Here is a 16,568-nt window from a genome sequence, read left to right as displayed (position 1 = left end):
ACGGCTCACCGCCGCCCGCACCTACGGAGGCGCGGGCGCCTCCCCGCTCGCCCCAACTCGGCGCCCACTGCGACAAGTTGACGCACGATCAGCCGGTACGTCAGCAACCCGTCGCCCGCGCCCGCGTGTTCGCCGACGGCCGGTACGAGGGGGGGTGTGGGCCCGGCGGATCCAGCACGCCCCATAACCCCGACCCAGGGGGCGACCCGGAATCTGTGCACCCCCGATGTCCACCGGTACGTTCCTGAGCAACCCCCGAAGCACCACGCATCCACCGCCCCCACGCCCGAGGAATGCGAGGTACCCCTTATGACTCCGCCCCCGCCCACGCCCCCACCCCCCAACGGCCTCTCCCGCAAAGCCCTGCTCAGAGCCGCCCTGGTCGCCGGGACCGTGCCGCTGCTCACCTCCGGCGGCACCGCGCTCGCCCGGGACGGGGCCGCCCGCGGCGGGCCCCTCGACCCCACCCCGACCTGCGATGACGGCGACGGGCCGACGCACGAGCAGATGGAAGGCCCGTACTTCAAACCCAACTCGCCGCTGCGCACCGATCTCGCCCCGCCCGGCACACCCGGCATCCCGCTCACCGTCCGCGGCTACGTCTTCAGCCGTACCTGCACCCCGCTCCCTGATGTGCTCCTCGACTTCTGGCAGGCGGACGACAACGGCGCGTACGACCTCGCCGGATACGCCTTCCGTGGCCACCAGTTCACCGACTCCACCGGCGCTTTCGCGCTGACCACGATCGTGCCGGGCCTCTACCCGGGCCGCACCCGCCACCTGCACGTCAAGGCGCAGGCGCCCGGCCAGCGCGTCCTCACCACCCAGCTGTACTTCCCGAACGAGCCGCGCAACAACACCGACGCCCTCTTCGACCCCGCGCTCCTCATGACCGTCCAGGACAACGGCACCGACCGCCAGGGCACCTTCGACTTCGTCCTGAACGTGGTCCGCGCCGCCCAGCACCCCGGCCCTCAACAGCGTTGACCTTGTGGGGGTTGACCTCGTTCGGGCGGGCGCGCCGAACCGCACGCCTCAGGCGCGCCCGCCCGTCACGAGCCGCCCCTCCGGCACTCTCCGCCCGCACCGCCCCCTTGGCCGACCGCACCCTTCGCGGCCGCGTCGCCCTCGCCTGGCGCACGGACGGGCCGGACGGCCCGGCGGCCCGTGCCCTCCTCACGCGCCTCCGTGCTGTTCACACACAGTGACCATAGTCGAGCCGCCTACCGCCCGCAGAGCCTGTGGATAGCCTCGTCCGGCCCGCCGAGCCTGTGGAAAACTGGACGAGTGAGCAATCTTGAGGATCTCGTCCGGCTGCGCAAGGCGCGCGACGTCATGGACCGCGACTACGGACAGCCGCTGGACGTGCCCGCTCTCGCCCGCGTCGCCCTCATATCGCCGGGCCACTTCTCCCGCAGCTTCCGCGCCGCGTACGGAGAGACCCCGTACAGCTATCTGATGACCCGCCGCATCGAGCGCGCCAAGGCGCTCCTTCGGCGCGGCGACCTGTCCGTGACCGAGGTGTGCTTCGAGGTGGGCTGTACGTCACTCGGCTCGTTCAGCTCCCGCTTCACCGAGCTGGTCGGCGAGAGCCCCAGCGCCTACCGGGCCCGTGACCACGCCGACGGCGCCGCCGTCCCTCCCTGCATCGCGAAGGTCTACACCCGGCCGGTCAGGAACGGAGAAGCGAAGCCCGCGCCGGGTGCCTAGCGTGACACGCATGGACATCAACCTCTCCACCTGCTTCATCGCCGTCGACGACCACGACAAGGCGCTCGCCTTCTACCGGGACGTGCTCGGCCTCGAAGTACGCAACGACGTCGGCTTCGAGGGCATGCGCTGGGTGACAGTCGGCTCACCCGACCAGCCCGACGTGAACATCGTCCTCGAACCGCCGCTCGCCGACCCGAACGCGTCCCCCGAGGACCGCAAGGCCATGGCCGAACTCCTCGCCAAGGGCCTGCTGCGCGGCGTAATCTTCCAGACGGGCGACGTCGACGCCACCTTCGAACGCATCCGCGCCGCCGGCGGCGACGTGTTCCAGGAGCCCGTCGACCAGCCGTACGGCGTCCGTGACTGCGCGTTCCGCGACCCCGCGGGCAACATGCTCCGCTTCAATCAGGCCTCCAAGGGCTGAGCCCGGAAACGACACGGGCTCACGGACGAACGACAGGGGCTCACGGAAAGATCTGCTTGCTCGCGTCCCGGATCGCCGCCAACTCCCTTTCGTAGAAGGAGTGCAGCGGCGATCCGGGACGGTACGCGTGGCTCGGCACCGACTGCCGGTCCGGCTGCGAGTGGTACTGCGTGACCACCAGCGCGTCGTCCATCCGGTAGATCGTCGCTGCCCGGAAACCCGGGCACGCCCAGACCTCCACCGCCCCGGCCGGCGCCGCCGCCGCGAGCCGCACGCAGTCCGCGACCGCCTCCTGCACCTTCGCCCGCACGTCGTGCTCGGTGCAGACGGGGTGGAAGCGCGCGCTCAGCTCGGTCACACACGCCGGGTCGGTGTGATCGGCCAGGAAGAACCGCACCTTCGCGCCGGGCCGCCGCACCAGCCGCAGCAACTCCTCGCGGTGCGCGCCGCGCCACGTCGTCGACCAGGCGCCGGACACGTCGAGGGTGCGGGTGCGGGACAGGTGGTGGCCCCAGTCGACCAGGTCGAGGTAGTCGGCGCCCACCGCAAGCAGCCCGCTGTGCTCGACGTCGTGCCGCAGCCCGATCGCCTCGGCCAACTCCTGCCGGTCCCGGCGCTTGTTGACGAGGTTCACCAGGACGGCGATCCCCACCGACGTGATCAGCACCTCCCCGGCCAGGGACCGGAGTTCGGCGGCCGGCGGATCGGTGGACCACAGCAGCACCGCACCCGCGGCGAGCGCCGCCGTCGCCAGGAACCAGGTCGCCAGACTGTTGAGCTGCCGGTAGGGGAGTGCGGGCGCACGCATGGCTGGGATCCTTCTCCGTACGGGATGGGGGGAACGGCACGAGGCAGGGGTGCGGCCCCGGAGCGTGCCGTCGCACACTCCGGGGCCGCGGGCGGCGGGGACCGGGGCCCGTCAGGTGAGCAGACGCAGCAGCGCCGCGCAGGCCTCGGCCTCCGTGCCGTGATGGGTGATCACTTCGTACAGGCCGCGCTCGTATGCGCCGGTCTCCCAAGCGCCGTCCGGTGACCTGCGCAGGAACAGGAAGTCCGGGGGCGTGGGGGCCGGTTCGTGGACGCCCTCGATGCGGTAGTGGCCGTCGGGCACTCCCGCAGCGGCCAGCGCGGTCCGCAGGGCGGTGCGGTCCATGGCGGACCCGGCGCGGTCCCTGCGGGGCGGTCCGGTCGGCTGCACGCGCGGCTCCTCGTACGGGACGGGGGGCGGCCCGTCCGGAGCCGCCGCTCGACCTACGCACGGTAATCACCGTGCTGCCGTGCGCGGCACCGCAACGCCGAAGTGGCCTGATCCGTACGGCAGTCCACAAGGCGCCGCGCACGGGGAAAGCCGACGCCCCGCCTCGACGTACGGGAGTCGAGACGGGGCGGTCGGCGGCCGGAGGCCGGAGGTCGGAGGCCGAAGGGGGCCGGTGCGCTAGATGATGAGCGAGAGCAGCAGCACCAGGGCCCCGGCGACGACGGAGATGATCGTCTCCATGGCCGACCAGGTCTTGATCGTCTGGCCGACGTTCATGCCGAAGTACTCCTTGACCAGCCAGAACCCCGCGTCGTTCACATGGCTGAAGAACAGCGAGCCGGCGCCGATCGCGAGGACGAGCAGGGCGGTGTGCGTGGTCGACATGTCGGCGGCGAGCGGCGCGACCAGGCCCGCGGCGGAGACCGTCGCGACGGTCGCGGAGCCCGTTGCCAGGCGGATGACGACCGCGATCAGCCAGGCGAGCAGCAGTGCCGGGATGGCCCAGTCCTTGGAGATCTCCAGGACCATCGCGCCGACTCCTGAGTCGATCAGCGTCTGCTTGAAGCCGCCGCCCGCGCCGACGATCAGCAGGATGCCGGCGATCGGGCCGAGCGACTTCTCGACCGTGGCCGTGATCCTCCCCTTGGTGAACCCGGCGGCCCGGCCCAGCGTGAACATGCCGACCACGACCGCCGCGAGCAGCGCGATCAGGGGCGAGCCGATCACGTCGAAGACGCGCTGGACGGTGTGCTCCGGGTTGTCCACGACGATGTCGACGAGCGCCTTGGACAGCATCAGGGCGACGGGCAGCAGCACGGTGGCTATCGTCGCGCCGAAGCCGGGGAGCTTCGCGGCGCCGTCGGAGAGGCGCTTGTCGAGGGTGCCGGAGGAGCCCTGCACCATCTTCTCGGGCACCGGGATGTCGACCCAGCGGGCCGCGATCTTCGAGAACACCGGACCGGCGATGATCACCGTGGGGATGGCGACGAGCACGCCGAGCGCGAGGGTGACGCCGAGGTTGGCGTCGACCGCGTCGATGGCGACGAGCGGGCCGGGGTGCGGCGGGATCAGGCCGTGCATCACGGAGAGGCCGGCGAGGGCCGGGATGCCGATGCGCATCAGCGAGTAGTTGCCGCGCTGGGCGACCATCAGCACGACCGGGATCAGCAGCACGATGCCGACCTCGAAGAACAGCGGGAGCCCGATGACGCTGGCGATCAGCACGATCGCCCAGGGCATGGAACGGCCGCCGGCCCTGGCCAGGATGGTGTCGACGATCCGGTCGGCGCCGCCGGAGTCCGCGAGCAGCTTGCCGAGGATCGCACCGAGCGCGATCAGCACGCCGACACCCGCGACGGTCGAGCCGAGCCCGGCCGTGAAGCTCGTGATCGCCTTGTCGAGCGGGGCGCCCGCGAAGGCCCCGAGCGCCAGCGACCCGATGGTCAGCGCCAGGAACGCGTGCATCTTGAACTTGGTGATGAGCAGGACGATGACGGCGATGCCCGCGAGGACGGCGATCCCGAGCTGGGCATGGCCCGCCGAGGTGATCGGCTCGACGGCGTCCGCTGCCAACGTCTCCACGCTGAGACTGGTCACGGTGATCTCCTTGGAGGAGAGGGGTGGTTACGGGGGAGTGCCGGGCACGCCGGAGTGTGCGGGCGCGGCCGGGCTGCGCCGCGGGGGACGGCGGCGCGAGGTCACTTCAGGTCACTTCGGGGCGGGCGGGGTCACTTTGGGCAGGACCCGCCGCCGTCGCCCGCCCGGTCGAGGGCGCTCAGGGCGGCGACGGCGCGCGCGGTGATCTCCTCGGGGCTGCCCGACACGTCGACGTCGACGCCCGCCTCGTCCGCGCCGAGCGGCTGGAGCGTGGCGAACTGCGAGTCGAGCAGGGCCGTCGGCATGAAGTGGCCCTTGCGGTGCGACATCCGGTCCTCGATGAGCGCGCGCGAACCGGTCAGGTGGACGAAGACGACGCCCGGTGCGGCCGACCGCAGCCTTTCGCGGTAACTCCGCTTCAGCGCCGAGCTGCTGACCACCCCGCCGAGCCCGGCCCGGCCGTGCGCCCAGAAGCCGATGGCGTCCAGCCACGGCCACCGGTCGTCGTCGGTCAGCGGGGTGCCCGCCGACATCTTGGCGATGTTCGCCTCGGGGTGGAAGTCGTCGCCCTCGGCGTACGGGACGCCGAGCCGGGCCGCGAGCAGGGGGCCGATCGTGGTCTTGCCGGTCCCTGCCACGCCCATGACTACGACGACATGGGGGGTGTCCATTGCTGCCTCGCTGTCTGTCCTCTTCGACATCCGGTGCACACGGCCGGGGTCGTGTGTCACGACACTGAAACCCATAAGGTCTGAGGAATTCAAGAGCCTGTGACTTAAAAGTCAGACTTATCTTCGGGTATTCCCGCCTCGTAGGCTTACGGCATGACTGCACAGGTCCGAGGGCTGCACGCCCGCGTTCTGGACACCCTCGGGCCCGCCATCACCGGCGGCGACTACCCGCCCGGCAGCGTCCTGCGGATGGACGAGCTGTCGAAGGAGTTCGAGGTGTCGCGCTCCGTCATGCGCGAGGCGGTGCGCGTCCTGGAGTCCATGCACCTGGTGGAGTCGCGCCGCCGCGTCGGCGTGACGGTCCTCCCGGCGCCGGAGTGGAACGTGTACGACCCGCAGGTCATCCGCTGGCGCCTGGCCGGCGCCGACCGGCCGCGGCAGCTGCGCTCGCTGACCGTGCTGCGCTCCGCCGTCGAGCCGGCCGCGGCGGGCCTCGCGGCGACGCACGCGACGGCCGAGCAGTGCGCGACCCTCACCGAGTGCGCCATCGGCATGGTCGCGAACTCACGCGGCCGGCAGCTTGAGGGCTATCTGCTGCACGACATCGAGTTCCACCGCACGATCCTGCGCGCCTCCGGCAACGAGATGTTCGCCCGCCTCGGCGACGTCGTCGCGGAGGTCCTCACCGGCCGTACGCACCACCAGGTGATGTTCGAGGACCCCGACCCGGCGGCCGTCACCCTGCACGTCAAGGTCGCCGAGGCGGTCCGCGAGCGTGACGCGGCACGGGCCGAGCAGCTGACCCGCGAGATCACCCTCGGCGCCCTGGAGGAGCTGGACGTACTGGCGCCGTAGGAGACGTCCCAGACCCCGTGTCAGTGCCGCCGGAGAGAATCAGGGACGCAGCACCGTCGTCGTAGCGCCGTGGACAGGAGTGAGTGACCATGACCATCCGCCGGGCCATGCCCGACTTCCGTACGCAGGACATGGAGCAGAACCGGGATTTCTACGGCAAGTTGGGCTTCGAGGAGGTCATGCACCGGGGTTGGATCATGACGCTTGCCTCGCCGTCCAACCCCACCGCCCAGGTCAGCTTCATGACGCACGACGCGACGGCGCCCGTCGTCCCGGACCTCAGCGTGGAGGTCGAGGACGTGGACGCGGTCCATGCCGGGCTGCGGGCCGCAGGCGCGGAGATCGTGCATCCGCTGCAGGACGAGGAGTGGGGCGTACGACGCTTCTTCGTCCGCGATCCGGACGGCCGGGTGGTCAACGTCGTCAGCCACCGCTGACCACCCGCGAGGACCGTGCCGGGCGTGGGGGCGGTGGCCGTCCGTCAGGGGGTCGCCGTGTGCGCGCCGAGCGGGCCGGTGTCCCGCTCGGTGTGGACGCCCGCCCCGTCGAAGCCCGTCAGGGAGCGGAGGCCTGGCCGCGCATCATGCTTGTACCGCCAGCGTGTCCCGGGTGACCGGGGAGAGCGGGGGCAGGCCGCCCGTGAGGCGTTCCAGTTCGGTCAGGGCCATGCCGCTCATCCGGCGGGCCTCCGAGCCGAGGGAGCCCGCGATGTGCGGAGTCAGCATCACGTTCGGCAGGTCGTACAGCGGCGAGCCGGCGGGCAGCGGTTCGGGCTCGGTGACGTCGAGGACCGCGTGCAGGCCCGCCGCGCACGCCCGTTCCAGGGCCGGGGTGTCGACCAGACTGCCGCGCGCGGTGTTGATCAGTACCGCGTCCGGGGGCAGCGCCGCGAGTTCGGCGGCGCCGATCAGGTGCCGGGTCTCGGGCAGCGCGGGCGCGTGCAGGGTCAGCACGTCGGCCTGCGGCAGCGCTTCGCCGAGGCCCGCCGGTTCGGCGCCCGCCGCACGGACCGCCGCCGGGTCGGCCACCGGGTCGACGACCAGGACACGGGCCAGGTCGAGCTCGCGCAACAGCCGGACCAGGCGGCTGCCGATGCGGGAGAAGCCGACGACGACCACGGTCCGGCCGACGCCGCTCAGCTCGCCGCGCCCGTCCACGTAACTCAGGTCGTCGCGGTACGTACGGGCGTCCTGCGCGAGGAACGGGGCCTTCTTGAACGCCCACAGGACGGCGGCCAGGGTGAAGTGGGCGACGGGCTCGGCGTTGGCGTCCGCGGCCGTCGTGACGAGGACACCCCGGTCGAACACCGCGTCCGTGACATGCCCGCGCACCGAACCGGCCGCGTGCAGCACGGCCCGCAGACGCGGGGCGGCGGCGAGCACGCCCGCACCGAGGCGCGGACAGCCCCACGAGGTGATGAGCACCTCCGCGTCCGCCAGCCGGCGGCGGGCGTCCGGCGACGTCAACTCCCTTACGGAGAGCGGTTCTTCAACCTCCGCGAGCGCGTGCAACCGGGCGCGCTCGGCGGGGCCGAACTGCATGGCGAGCGCCCGGTCCGCCATGGCGAGCAGGACACGCGGCCGGGACGGCAGGTGCAATTCGGGGCGAGGTGCGGTCACTTGGTGCTCCCTTCATCGGGGCCGGTCTGCGGCTCTCTGCGGCCCTGTCCGGGCTCTTACTGGAAGTGTTTTCTAGAAAACTGTTCCACTCGGTCCCTGCTGAGGCCATACTTCTCCGAGGCCGCCGGACATCGGGGGACCGGCGGCCTGCCGGGGAAGGTACCCGTTCCGGGTAACGGGGTGCCGTGCGGAGGGCGTTGGTGCCTGACCTGCAGGCACTGCGCTTCGGCAGCTTCGGCAGCTTCGGCAGCTTCGGCAGCTTCGGCAGCTTCGGCAGCTTCGGCAGCTCCGACGGCCTCGCTGCCCGCCGCGGCGACACGCGCCAGCCGGGTGACGGTCGCGGACCGACGGTGGCCGAAGAGCTACACGTATGACTTATGACTGCACGCATCCCCCGCACCCGCGTGGCCCTCGCCGCCGCGCTCTGTGCGCTCGCACTCGGGGCCCAGCCCGTCGCCGCCGCCGCGTCGGAGCCCGCCCCAAAGGCGCCGCGGCCCGGCGCGAAGCTGGCCCTGATCAAGTACGACGGCACCCACAACACCGTGCCGTCGGAGGCCTCCTTCGCGCTTCTGACCTGCAGCCCGCCCGGCGGCACCCACCCCACACCGCAGGCCGCCTGCAAGCTGCTCCGCGACGTGGACGGCGACATCCACAAGCTCAACAAGAGCCCCGACCAGGTGTGCACCAAGCAGTACAAGCCGGTCACCGTGCACGCCTACGGCCAGTGGTACGGCCGCTACGTGAACCAGTGGAAGACCTTCGCGAACGCCTGCGAGGCCGAGGCGGCCACCGGCGAGGTCTTCACCTTCTGACCCCGTCCGACCCCCACCCCGCACCGCTCCGATCGCCACGCCGAGCCGTGCCGCACACCTCCGCGGCACGGCTCTCGCCGTGTCTCGTTCACACAGGGAAGCGACACAAGGAAGCACCCATGCGAGGAAGCAGCCGCCCGTGACCCTCTCCACCACGCTCCAGCCCCTGCGCCGCCACCGCGCCCGCGCCGACCCGCACCCCCCGACGGGACGCGACCCCTTCTTCGACAACGCCAAGTTCCTGCTCGTCGTCCTGGTCGTCATCGGCCACAACTGGGCCGCACTCGTACGGGACATGGACACCGCCAAGGCCGCGTACACCGTCGTCTACCTGTTCCACATGCCGGCCTTCGTGCTGCTCTGCGGTCTCTTCTCCCGCGGATTCACCGGCACCGGACCGCAGATCAGGGCCCTGCTCGCCCGCGTACTCGCGCCGTACCTGCTGTTCACCGTCGCCTACAAGGCGCTGCAGACCCTGCTCTACGACGCCCCGTTCTCCCTCACGCCGACCGAACCCGTCTACCTCCTGTGGTTCCTGGTCGCGCTCTTCCTGTGGCGCATCACCGCGCCCGTGTGGCGGGCCGTGCGGTACCCGGTCGCCGTGGCCGTGCTGATCTCGCTCGCCGCCGGCCTCACCGGCATCGGCTACGAACTCGCCCTGCCCCGCGTCCTGATGTTCCTGCCCTGGTTCGTCCTCGGACTGCGGCTCCGCCCCGAGCACTTCCACCGGCTCCGCACCCGGGCGGTCCGCTGCCTGGCCCCGCCGGTGCTGCTCACCGCGCTCGGCCTCGCGTACGCCGTCGCGCCGCACCTCAACGCCAACTGGCTCTACATGCGCGCCAACAACGCCGAGCTGCACACCGGTTCCCTGACGTACCTCGCGATCCGGCTCGGCCTGTTCGCCGTGTCGGCCACGCTGACCGTGGCGTTCCTCGCGCTGGTCCCGGCCCGGCGCACCGTGTTCACGGCACTCGGCGCGGCGACCATGTTCCCGTTCCTGGTGCACGGCCTCCTCGTCCAGGCCGGGCAGGTGTACGGGGCGTACGACCTGGTCGGCAGGCTCGGCGCGGCGGCGCTGCCGGCGCTCGCGGTGTTCGGCGTCGCCCTGACCTTGCTGCTGTCCAGCGCGCCGGTCCGCCGTGTCCTGCGCCCCGTCGTCGAACCCGGATTCCCGCGCTTTCTGACGCCTGGTCAGTCCTCCGCGGACCGACGGAGCGGTCCGGTCACGTCCCCGTCCCCGTCCCCGTCCCCGTCCCCGTCCCCGTCTCCGTCCCCGTTCCCGTCCCGTCAGGATTCGGCGCGCGAGGCGAGCAGCCAGTCGTAGGCCGCGCGGGCCGTGAACTGCAGCTGGCCGCCCGGGAACACGAGGCCCCCCGTGGCGAAGGCCGGGTCGTCGGCGGTGGCCGCCACGTACGGGATCGCGATGCACTGCATGCCCGCCTTGTGCGCGGCCACCGCGCCCGGCGCCGCGTCCTCAAGCACGACACAGGCGGCCGGCGGAACGCCGAGGCGGCGGGCGGCCTCCAGGAACACATCGGGCTCCGGCTTCCCCTGCGGCACCTCCTCGGCGGAGACGAGCGTCGTCAGCAGCGCGTCCAGGCCCGTACCCCGCAGGATCGCGGTGATCGCCGCGCGCGACGAACCCGACGCCACGGCCATCGGCACCCCCCGCGCGTGCAGCAGCTCCACGAAGGCACGCATCTCCGGGTAGGCGTACGTCCCGGCCGCCGCCAGCTCCAGGTACAGCCGGTTCTTCTCGGCAAGCAGCTCGTCGAGCGGCGCCTTCAGGGCGTACTTCTCCCGCCAGATCGCCAGCGTCTCGGCCGTGCTGATGCCGACGTACTGCTCGTGCTCCCGCCAGCCGAAGTCCGGGACGCCGTGGGCGGCGAGCAGCTGCCGGCCGGCCTCGAAGTAGTTGGGCTCGCTGTCCACGAGGGTGCCGTCCAGATCGAAGACGACGGCGGTGTGCGCCAGGGGGTGTCCCGGGTGTCCCGCCGGGCCGGGGCTGCTGCTCGTAGTGCTCATGCGTCCCAGCATGCCAAGGCCCGGTGGGTCGGCGCTTCTCGCGGTGGCCGGTGGCTCTGTGCTGCTCGCGGTGGCCGGTGGCTCTGTGCTGCTCGCGGTGGCCGGTGGCTCTGTGCTGCTCGCGGTGGCCGGTGGCTCTGTGCTGCTCGCGGTGGCCGGTGGCTCAGCGCCTCTCGCTGCGCTCCGCCGCCGCGCCCACCGACGCCACCAGCGGCAGCAGCCGGTGCGGGACGCGCTCGCGCAGCGCGACCTCGGTGCGGGTGCGGACCACGCCCGGCAGCTGGATGAGCTGCTGGATGAGGTCCTCCAGGTGGGCGTTGTCCCGGGCGGCGACGCGGGTCAGCAGATCGCCGCCCCCGGTGATCGAGAACGCCTCGATGATCTCCGGCACCGAGGCCAGCGCGTCCCCCACCTCGTCCAGGTGCCCCTGGGTGACCTCGATGTGCACGAACGCCAACACCGGGTGGCCGAGCGCGGCCGGTGACAGGGTCGGCCCCGCCCCGGTGATCACGCCCTCCCGCTCAAGCCGGTCGAGCCGCGCCTGCAGGGTGCCGCGCGCGATGCCGAGGATTCGCGCGTACTCCCGCACGCTCGTGCGCGGCTGCTCAAGCAGTAGCCGGAGAATACGGGTGTCGAGTGCGTCCACCGCCATGCCGACCGGCCTCCTGCCCCAGCCCGGACGGTGCGCTCCCGGTGTGCTCCCGGTGTGCTCCGTCCGCGGCGTTCCTTGCGTCCGTACGCAATTCGATCCGTACGGACGCGATGTTCCGCCGCGAATGTACCAATGGCGCACGGCCACAGCGTCGGCCTGGGCCAACGGACGCCGCTCCCGGGCGCGCTCTGAGGCTGTGTGCGAACGCTCCGGGTCCTCCGGACGGCGGCGGTCGGCGTGCACGGAGGGCGGGGGAGCCCTTGTGCTCGTTCGTATGGCTGACGAGGTGAGCGAAGACAGCAGCACCGCGCAGCGGCCGGCCCCGGCCACCCCGGGCGCCCGCCCCGCTGCCCCGAACGCGACCCGCCGGCGGGCGCTCGGCCTGGTGGCCGGGCTCTTCGGCGGCGGCGCCCTGACCGGCTTCCGCCTGCCGGTCCCCGAGAGCGCCCTGCTCGACCCGGCCGACGCCGCCCTGACCGGAGGGTGCAGCGCGTTCTACGACCAGGAGTACGAGGAACTGCTCGCCGCCGTCGACGAGTCCCGGTTCGGGCTGACCGGGACGGACCTGCGCGACCCCGGCCTCGTGGGCGCCTGCGCCGAACCCGCGGGGCAGGACCGGCAGGGCGGCTGGCCGGCGCCGGGCCGGGGCACGGACTGGGCCCGCGAGACCGCACCCACCGGACCCTGGTCCTGGACCGGCGGCGGCGCCGGGCGCTGGACCGAGGGGCGCGCGCTGTGCCCCGGCGAGTCCGCCGCAGGGCCCGAGGCCGCGGGCGCCCCCGCGATGGGCCGCCCCTATGCCCGCCCGCTGACCCGCAGCTACCGCATCACCACGGGCTACCGCGTCCGCGGCGACTGGCTCGCGGGCTACCACACCGGGGTCGACCTGGCCGTGCCGCAGGGCACCCCCGTGTACTCGGTCGCCGCGGGCGTCGTCGTCCTGGCCCGCCGGTCCGGTGCGTACGGCAAGGCGGTGACGATCAAGATGCGGGACGGGCGGTACTCGATCTACGCCCATCTGTCCCGGATCCGAGTGAAGGACGGCGGACGTGTCCACGCCGGGCAGCGCATCGCCGACAGCGGCAACACCGGCCGCTCCACCGGCCCCCACCTGCACCTGGAGATCCGCGCCCGCCGCGGCTACGGGTCCGATATCAACCCGATCACGTACCTGGCGAAGCGCGGGATCCGCATCTAGTCCGCCGGTCCGCCGGTCCGCCGGTCCGCCGGTCCGCCGGTCCGCCGGTCCGCCGGTCCGCCGGTCCATCGGTCCGCTGGCCCGCTGGCCCGCTGGCCCGCTGGCCCGTCGGTCGGGCAGCGGGAACATCGCACCGAGCCGACGCCGTCGGTGACCGCTTCGCCCGTCGCGCCGGCCACGCCGTCGGCTGCCACGGATCACGGGTCAATGGCCGTGAGTGGGTGCCCCGGGACGGAAGTCGTAGAAATACAGTCCTTGAGCGCCGCCGACTATCAAGCCTCGGCCCTCGGGAGTCCAGGCGCAGGCGGCCGGAGAGTCGTCCGTCCGTACCTGGACGACAGGGTGTTCCAGTGCCCAGTCCCAGATCCGCACCGTCCCGTCGCTGCCGGTCGTGGCCAGCCTGGTGCCGTCCGGGGCGATCGCCACGGCCTGCACTCTGCCGGTGTGTCCGGTCAGGGTGTGGGTGCAGATGCCGGAGGCCCGGTCCCAGATCTGCACTCTCTCCTCACGGGAAAGGTCATAGCCGTGGCCGATGGTGGCGAGCCAGGTGCCGTCCGGAGCAAGGGCCATGGCATCCACACTGCCGTTGTATCCAAGGGTGTCGGTGCGGGTGCCGGTGGCCCGGTCCCAGATCCACACCGCCGAATTGATGAGGGCGGCGAGCCAGGTGCCGTCCGGGGCAATCGCCACGGCCCGCATGCTGCCCCTGTGTCCGATCAGCGTGTTGGTGCAGGCGCCGGTGGCCCGGTCCCAGATCCGCACCTCCCCGGGAGTAACGATCTCGCCGCGTTCGGCGTCTCGGTCCGTGGTCCGCAGCACCCCGCCGGGTGGGAGGTCTCCCCTCCTGGTCCTGCTGAGGTTCACGGGCCGCACCGTCTCGCCGCTGGCGGTGGCGAGCCAGGTGCCGTCCGGAGCGATCGCGACGGCCTGCACTTCGCTGGTGTGTCCGGTCAGGGTGCGGGTGGAGGTGCCGGTGGACCGGTCCCAGATCCGCACCGTCTCGCCGCTGGCGGTGGCGAGCCAGGTGCCGTCCGGAGCGATCGCGACGGCCTGCACTCTGCCGGTGTGTCCGGTCAGCGTGTGGGTGCAGGTGCCGGTTGCCCCGTCCCAGATCCGTACCGTCCCGTCATCGCCTGCGGTGGCCAGCCAGGTGCCGTCCGGAGCAACCGCCACCACATCCACCCTGTGGGAGCGTCCCGCAGCGGCGGCACTGCTCGCGGGCCGGTCCCAGATCCGCACGGTTCTGTCGTCACCTCCAGTGGCGAGCCAGGTGCCGTCCGGGGCGATCGCGACGGCCTGCACTCTGCCGGTGTGTCCGGTCAGTGTGTGGGTGCAGGTGCCGGTGGACCGGTCCCAGATCCGCACCGTCTCGCCGCTGGCGGTGGCGAGCCAGGTGCCGTCCGGAGCGATCGCGACGGCCTGCACTCTGCCGGTGTTTCCGGTCAGTGTGTGGGTGCAGGTGCCGGTTGCCCCGTCCCAGATCCGTACCGTCCCGTCATCGCCTGCGGTGGCCAGCCAGGTGCCGTCCGGAGCAATCGCCACGTCCCGCACCCAGCGGGTGTGTCCGGTCAGCGTGTGGGTGCAGGTGGTGGTGGCCCGGTCCCAGATCCGTACCGTCGTACCGTCGGCCGTGGCGAGCCAGGTGCCGTCCGGGGATATCGCCAGCGCCTCCACCGGGCCGGCGCGCAAGCTGGCAGTACGGGTGCCGGTGGCCTGATCCCGGATCTGCACCTCCCCGCCCCCGGGAATGACGCCGCTGCCGGTGGCGAGCCAGGTGCCGTCCGGGGCGATCGCCACCGCCCTCACCTTGCTGATGTGTCCGGGCAAGCCGGCGGTGCAGGTGCCGGTGGCCCGGTCCCAGATCCGCACACCGCCCCGCCCGAAGAGGCTGACGTCGCCGACGGTGGCGAGCCAGGTGCCGTCCGGAGCAATGGCCACGGCATTCACTCCGCGGGTATGTCCGGTCAGGGTCTTGGTGCAGGCGCCGGTGGCCCGGTCCCAGATCCTCACTTCCCCCGCGCGGAAGAGGTCGCCGTCGTCGGCGACGGTGGCGAGCCAGGTGCCGTCCGGGGCGATCGCCACCGCTCTCACCGAGGCCGTGTGCCCGGTCAGGGTGCGCTGCAGGGCGGGGTCGGCCAGGTCTGGTGAGGGCCAGCGGTTGGTCAGGGTCGCCTGGCCGGACTGGTCCTGCCGGGCGGTCACCTGGTCGTGCCAGTCGGCCACTGGCTCCAGGCGGTTGTACAGGACGGCGGTCAACAGGTGGGCGGGTTCGGTCGGGGCGAGGAAATGGCCGATCCGGGCGAGGTCGCGGGCCCGGGAGGCCGCGGTGGGGGTGGGTATCTGATCCAGGTCGGACCAGGGGGCAGTGGGGCCGCGCTGGTGCAGCCGGGTCTCCACCCAGCGCAGATCGCCGGCGACGGCTTCGGCTTGGGCTGAGCGGCCTGCGGCGAGCAGGTGGGCGATGAGGTGATCGGACAGGTAGCCGTCGGGCAGCGTCCACCAGGCGGCGCCGGGCCGTGGCGCCGAGGGCGCGAGCGGGTCGGCCGGGGGCAGACCGGCTTCGACCGTGTCCACCAGGGCGGTGTGCAGGGCGGCCAGGCGGGTGGGGCCGAGTTCCCCGCGCAGATAGTCGCGGATGACGTCGTGCAGGCTGACCGTGCCGCCGACTGCCGGGGTGAGGGTGAGCAGGGACAGCTCGTCCAGGGTGCGGCACAGCTGCCGGGCTTCGGCCGCGGTGAGGGCGCCGGTGGCCTGCCACAGCCGGGCGACCAGCGAGACGGGGATGGCCTCGTCCTCGGCGAACACACCCAGCTCGGCGAAGCGCTGGTACCCGCCGGCGGGCAGGAGGGTGGTGGCGGCCTCGACGGTCGCCCGGACCGCCTTGGCCCGTTGCTGCGGGTCGTCCAGGTCCAGCGCCGTGCCCGGGTCGTCCGCTGCTGTCGGCCCGTGCTGCCCCAGCCGCCGCAGCACGTCCCGGCCGGCATCGGCCGCTGCGACCCCGGTGGCCACTTCCCGCGCGAGCAGCCGGTTGACCTGGCGCAGCAGCAGCGCCCACTGCCCAGTCACGCGCAACAGGCCCTGGACCACTTCCTCAGGCAGGCCCGGCAAGTTCCAGGTCAGCACCTGCCGGGCCTGGGCGGGTGACATCTCATCGATCCGGATACGCGCCGCCCCGGGCGGCAGCACGGAGGGAACGCGTGTGGTCACCAGCCGCACACACCGGCTGCCCCCGATCAGGAATGGGGCCAGTTGCTCGGGCGTCCAGACGTCGTCGAGGACCAGCAGGGTACGCCGCCGCTGGCCCAGAAGCCGCCCCAGATGGGCCCCGGCCGCCTGCGGGTCGGTGAAGGTGCGGGTGTCTCCGGTGATGAACTCCGTGGCCTCGGCGACCTTCGCGGCAATCGCGGCCCGCCCGCGCACCTCCCGGCCCAGGGTGATGAGATACACCCGGCCCCGAAAACGCCGCCGTACCCGGGGAGCGGCACACACCACGCCGGCCAGCGTGGTCTTGCCGAACCCGCCCGCACCCTCCAGCGCCGTGGTGATGCCCACTGCACCGCGCCTCGTTCCGCACACCGCAGCCACGGCCCGGGCGCTCTCCGCCCTGTCGACCACCCAGCCAGGCACCTGCGCGGGCGGCGGAGGAGGCGGATCGTCCGCCCCCGCAGCCGGACGGTCCTGCGCCCAGAACAACGCCACACCAGCCACCACGACCAGAAAGGTGAGCACCAGCAGCGACGGCCAC

The 16,568-nt window shown here is 72.5% G+C and carries 16 protein-coding genes and 1 pseudogene; 9 read left to right on the top strand and 8 right to left on the bottom strand.

What is annotated here, in order from left to right:
• Positions 1 to 309: 309 nt before the first annotated feature.
• The 3 genes and pseudogenes from QIS99_RS01695 to QIS99_RS01685 all read left to right on the top strand — a co-directional run.
• Positions 310 to 972, top strand: a pseudogene (locus tag QIS99_RS01695) (dioxygenase family protein); the annotation flags it as partial.
• Between the two features lie 315 nt (positions 973 to 1,287).
• The gene (locus QIS99_RS01690; RefSeq protein ID WP_282509579.1) at positions 1,288 to 1,710 is read left to right on the top strand and encodes a helix-turn-helix transcriptional regulator; all 423 of its coding nucleotides are present in this window, start codon (positions 1,288 to 1,290) and stop codon (positions 1,708 to 1,710) included.
• A 10-nt stretch (positions 1,711 to 1,720) separates the two neighbouring features.
• Positions 1,721 to 2,137: a VOC family protein gene (locus QIS99_RS01685; protein ID WP_282509577.1), complete on the top strand. Its 417-nt coding sequence runs from the start codon at positions 1,721 to 1,723 to the stop codon at positions 2,135 to 2,137.
• A 40-nt stretch (positions 2,138 to 2,177) separates the two neighbouring features.
• Here the strand turns inward: QIS99_RS01685 and QIS99_RS01680 are convergent, their stop codons facing one another.
• The 4 genes from QIS99_RS01680 to QIS99_RS01665 form a co-directional block, all read right to left on the bottom strand.
• The gene (locus QIS99_RS01680; protein WP_282509574.1) at positions 2,178 to 2,945 is read right to left on the bottom strand and encodes a hypothetical protein; all 768 of its coding nucleotides are present in this window, start codon (positions 2,943 to 2,945) and stop codon (positions 2,178 to 2,180) included.
• 111 nt (positions 2,946 to 3,056) lie between these two features.
• Positions 3,057 to 3,290: a hypothetical protein gene (locus QIS99_RS01675; protein ID WP_282509901.1), complete on the bottom strand. Its 234-nt coding sequence runs from the start codon at positions 3,288 to 3,290 to the stop codon at positions 3,057 to 3,059.
• Between the two features lie 282 nt (positions 3,291 to 3,572).
• Positions 3,573 to 4,991, bottom strand: coding sequence for a GntT/GntP/DsdX family permease (locus QIS99_RS01670; protein ID WP_282509573.1), 1,419 nt, complete (start codon positions 4,989 to 4,991; stop codon positions 3,573 to 3,575).
• 131 nt (positions 4,992 to 5,122) lie between these two features.
• The gene (locus tag QIS99_RS01665) at positions 5,123 to 5,662 is read right to left on the bottom strand and encodes a gluconokinase (RefSeq protein ID WP_282509571.1); all 540 of its coding nucleotides are present in this window, start codon (positions 5,660 to 5,662) and stop codon (positions 5,123 to 5,125) included.
• Between the two features lie 153 nt (positions 5,663 to 5,815).
• On the opposite strand from QIS99_RS01665, the gene QIS99_RS01660 reads away from it, so the two are divergent.
• Entirely contained in the window at positions 5,816 to 6,517 is a 702-nt protein-coding gene (locus QIS99_RS01660) for a FadR/GntR family transcriptional regulator (RefSeq protein ID WP_282509569.1), read from the top strand.
• An 89-nt stretch (positions 6,518 to 6,606) separates the two neighbouring features.
• Positions 6,607 to 6,954, top strand: coding sequence for a VOC family protein (locus QIS99_RS01655; protein WP_282509567.1), 348 nt, complete (start codon positions 6,607 to 6,609; stop codon positions 6,952 to 6,954).
• Between the two features lie 144 nt (positions 6,955 to 7,098).
• On the opposite strand, the gene QIS99_RS01650 is transcribed toward QIS99_RS01655, so the two are convergent.
• Complete coding sequence (locus QIS99_RS01650; protein WP_408909466.1) at positions 7,099 to 8,079, bottom strand: hydroxyacid dehydrogenase; 981 nt, start codon at positions 8,077 to 8,079, stop codon at positions 7,099 to 7,101.
• Positions 8,080 to 8,336: 257 nt separating this feature from the next.
• On the opposite strand from QIS99_RS01650, the gene QIS99_RS01645 reads away from it, so the two are divergent.
• From QIS99_RS01645 to QIS99_RS01635, 3 genes are all read left to right on the top strand, one after another.
• Positions 8,337 to 8,510 carry a hypothetical protein gene (locus tag QIS99_RS01645; RefSeq protein WP_282509564.1) on the top strand — a complete coding sequence of 58 codons (174 nt, stop codon included), beginning with the start codon at positions 8,337 to 8,339 and terminating at the stop codon, positions 8,508 to 8,510.
• 3 nt (positions 8,511 to 8,513) lie between these two features.
• A complete protein-coding gene (locus QIS99_RS01640; RefSeq protein WP_282509563.1) occupies positions 8,514 to 8,948 on the top strand; it encodes an SSI family serine proteinase inhibitor in 435 nt (144 codons plus the stop codon).
• 139 nt (positions 8,949 to 9,087) lie between these two features.
• Positions 9,088 to 10,272: an acyltransferase family protein gene (locus QIS99_RS01635; RefSeq protein WP_282509562.1), complete on the top strand. Its 1,185-nt coding sequence runs from the start codon at positions 9,088 to 9,090 to the stop codon at positions 10,270 to 10,272.
• Here the strand turns inward: QIS99_RS01635 and QIS99_RS01630 are convergent.
• Positions 10,236 to 10,973, bottom strand: coding sequence for an HAD family hydrolase (locus QIS99_RS01630; protein WP_282509561.1), 738 nt, complete (start codon positions 10,971 to 10,973; stop codon positions 10,236 to 10,238). The genes QIS99_RS01635 and QIS99_RS01630 overlap by 37 nt on opposite strands.
• Positions 10,974 to 11,136: 163 nt before the next feature.
• A complete protein-coding gene (locus tag QIS99_RS01625) occupies positions 11,137 to 11,625 on the bottom strand; it encodes an Lrp/AsnC family transcriptional regulator (RefSeq protein WP_282509560.1) in 489 nt (162 codons plus the stop codon).
• Between the two features lie 274 nt (positions 11,626 to 11,899).
• Here QIS99_RS01625 and QIS99_RS01620 point away from each other — a divergent pair, with 274 nt between their 5' ends.
• Positions 11,900 to 12,823: a M23 family metallopeptidase gene (locus QIS99_RS01620; protein ID WP_282509558.1), complete on the top strand. Its 924-nt coding sequence runs from the start codon at positions 11,900 to 11,902 to the stop codon at positions 12,821 to 12,823.
• Between the two features lie 204 nt (positions 12,824 to 13,027).
• Here the strand turns inward: QIS99_RS01620 and QIS99_RS01615 are convergent, their stop codons facing one another.
• Positions 13,028 to 16,375 carry an NB-ARC domain-containing protein gene (locus tag QIS99_RS01615; protein ID WP_282509556.1) on the bottom strand — a complete coding sequence of 1,116 codons (3,348 nt, stop codon included), beginning with the start codon at positions 16,373 to 16,375 and terminating at the stop codon, positions 13,028 to 13,030.
• Positions 16,376 to 16,568 lie beyond the last annotated feature (193 nt).

It is taken from the genome of Streptomyces solicavernae, assembly GCF_029968095.1.
GTDB classification, from domain to species: domain Bacteria; phylum Actinomycetota; class Actinomycetes; order Streptomycetales; family Streptomycetaceae; genus Streptomyces; species Streptomyces solicavernae.
This window is presented reverse-complemented; position numbering and strand designations above follow the sequence as displayed.

Excerpts from the sequence above, each read along its gene's own strand:
- QIS99_RS01685 (WP_282509577.1), top strand. The coding sequence starts at position 1,721 with ATGGACATCAACCTCTCCACCTGCTTCATCGCCGTCGACGACCACGAC.
- QIS99_RS01680 (WP_282509574.1), bottom strand. The coding sequence starts at position 2,945 with ATGCGTGCGCCCGCACTCCCCTACCGGCAGCTCAACAGTCTGGCGACC.
- QIS99_RS01675 (WP_282509901.1), bottom strand. The coding sequence starts at position 3,290 with ATGGACCGCACCGCCCTGCGGACCGCGCTGGCCGCTGCGGGAGTGCCC.
- QIS99_RS01665 (WP_282509571.1), bottom strand. The coding sequence starts at position 5,662 with ATGGACACCCCCCATGTCGTCGTAGTCATGGGCGTGGCAGGGACCGGC.
- QIS99_RS01660 (WP_282509569.1), top strand. The coding sequence starts at position 5,816 with ATGACTGCACAGGTCCGAGGGCTGCACGCCCGCGTTCTGGACACCCTC.
- QIS99_RS01655 (WP_282509567.1), top strand. The coding sequence starts at position 6,607 with ATGACCATCCGCCGGGCCATGCCCGACTTCCGTACGCAGGACATGGAG.
- QIS99_RS01650 (WP_408909466.1), bottom strand. The coding sequence starts at position 8,079 with ATGGCGGACCGGGCGCTCGCCATGCAGTTCGGCCCCGCCGAGCGCGCC.
- QIS99_RS01640 (WP_282509563.1), top strand. The coding sequence starts at position 8,514 with ATGACTGCACGCATCCCCCGCACCCGCGTGGCCCTCGCCGCCGCGCTC.
- QIS99_RS01630 (WP_282509561.1), bottom strand. The coding sequence starts at position 10,973 with ATGAGCACTACGAGCAGCAGCCCCGGCCCGGCGGGACACCCGGGACAC.
- QIS99_RS01625 (WP_282509560.1), bottom strand. The coding sequence starts at position 11,625 with ATGGCGGTGGACGCACTCGACACCCGTATTCTCCGGCTACTGCTTGAG.
- QIS99_RS01620 (WP_282509558.1), top strand. The coding sequence starts at position 11,900 with ATGGCTGACGAGGTGAGCGAAGACAGCAGCACCGCGCAGCGGCCGGCC.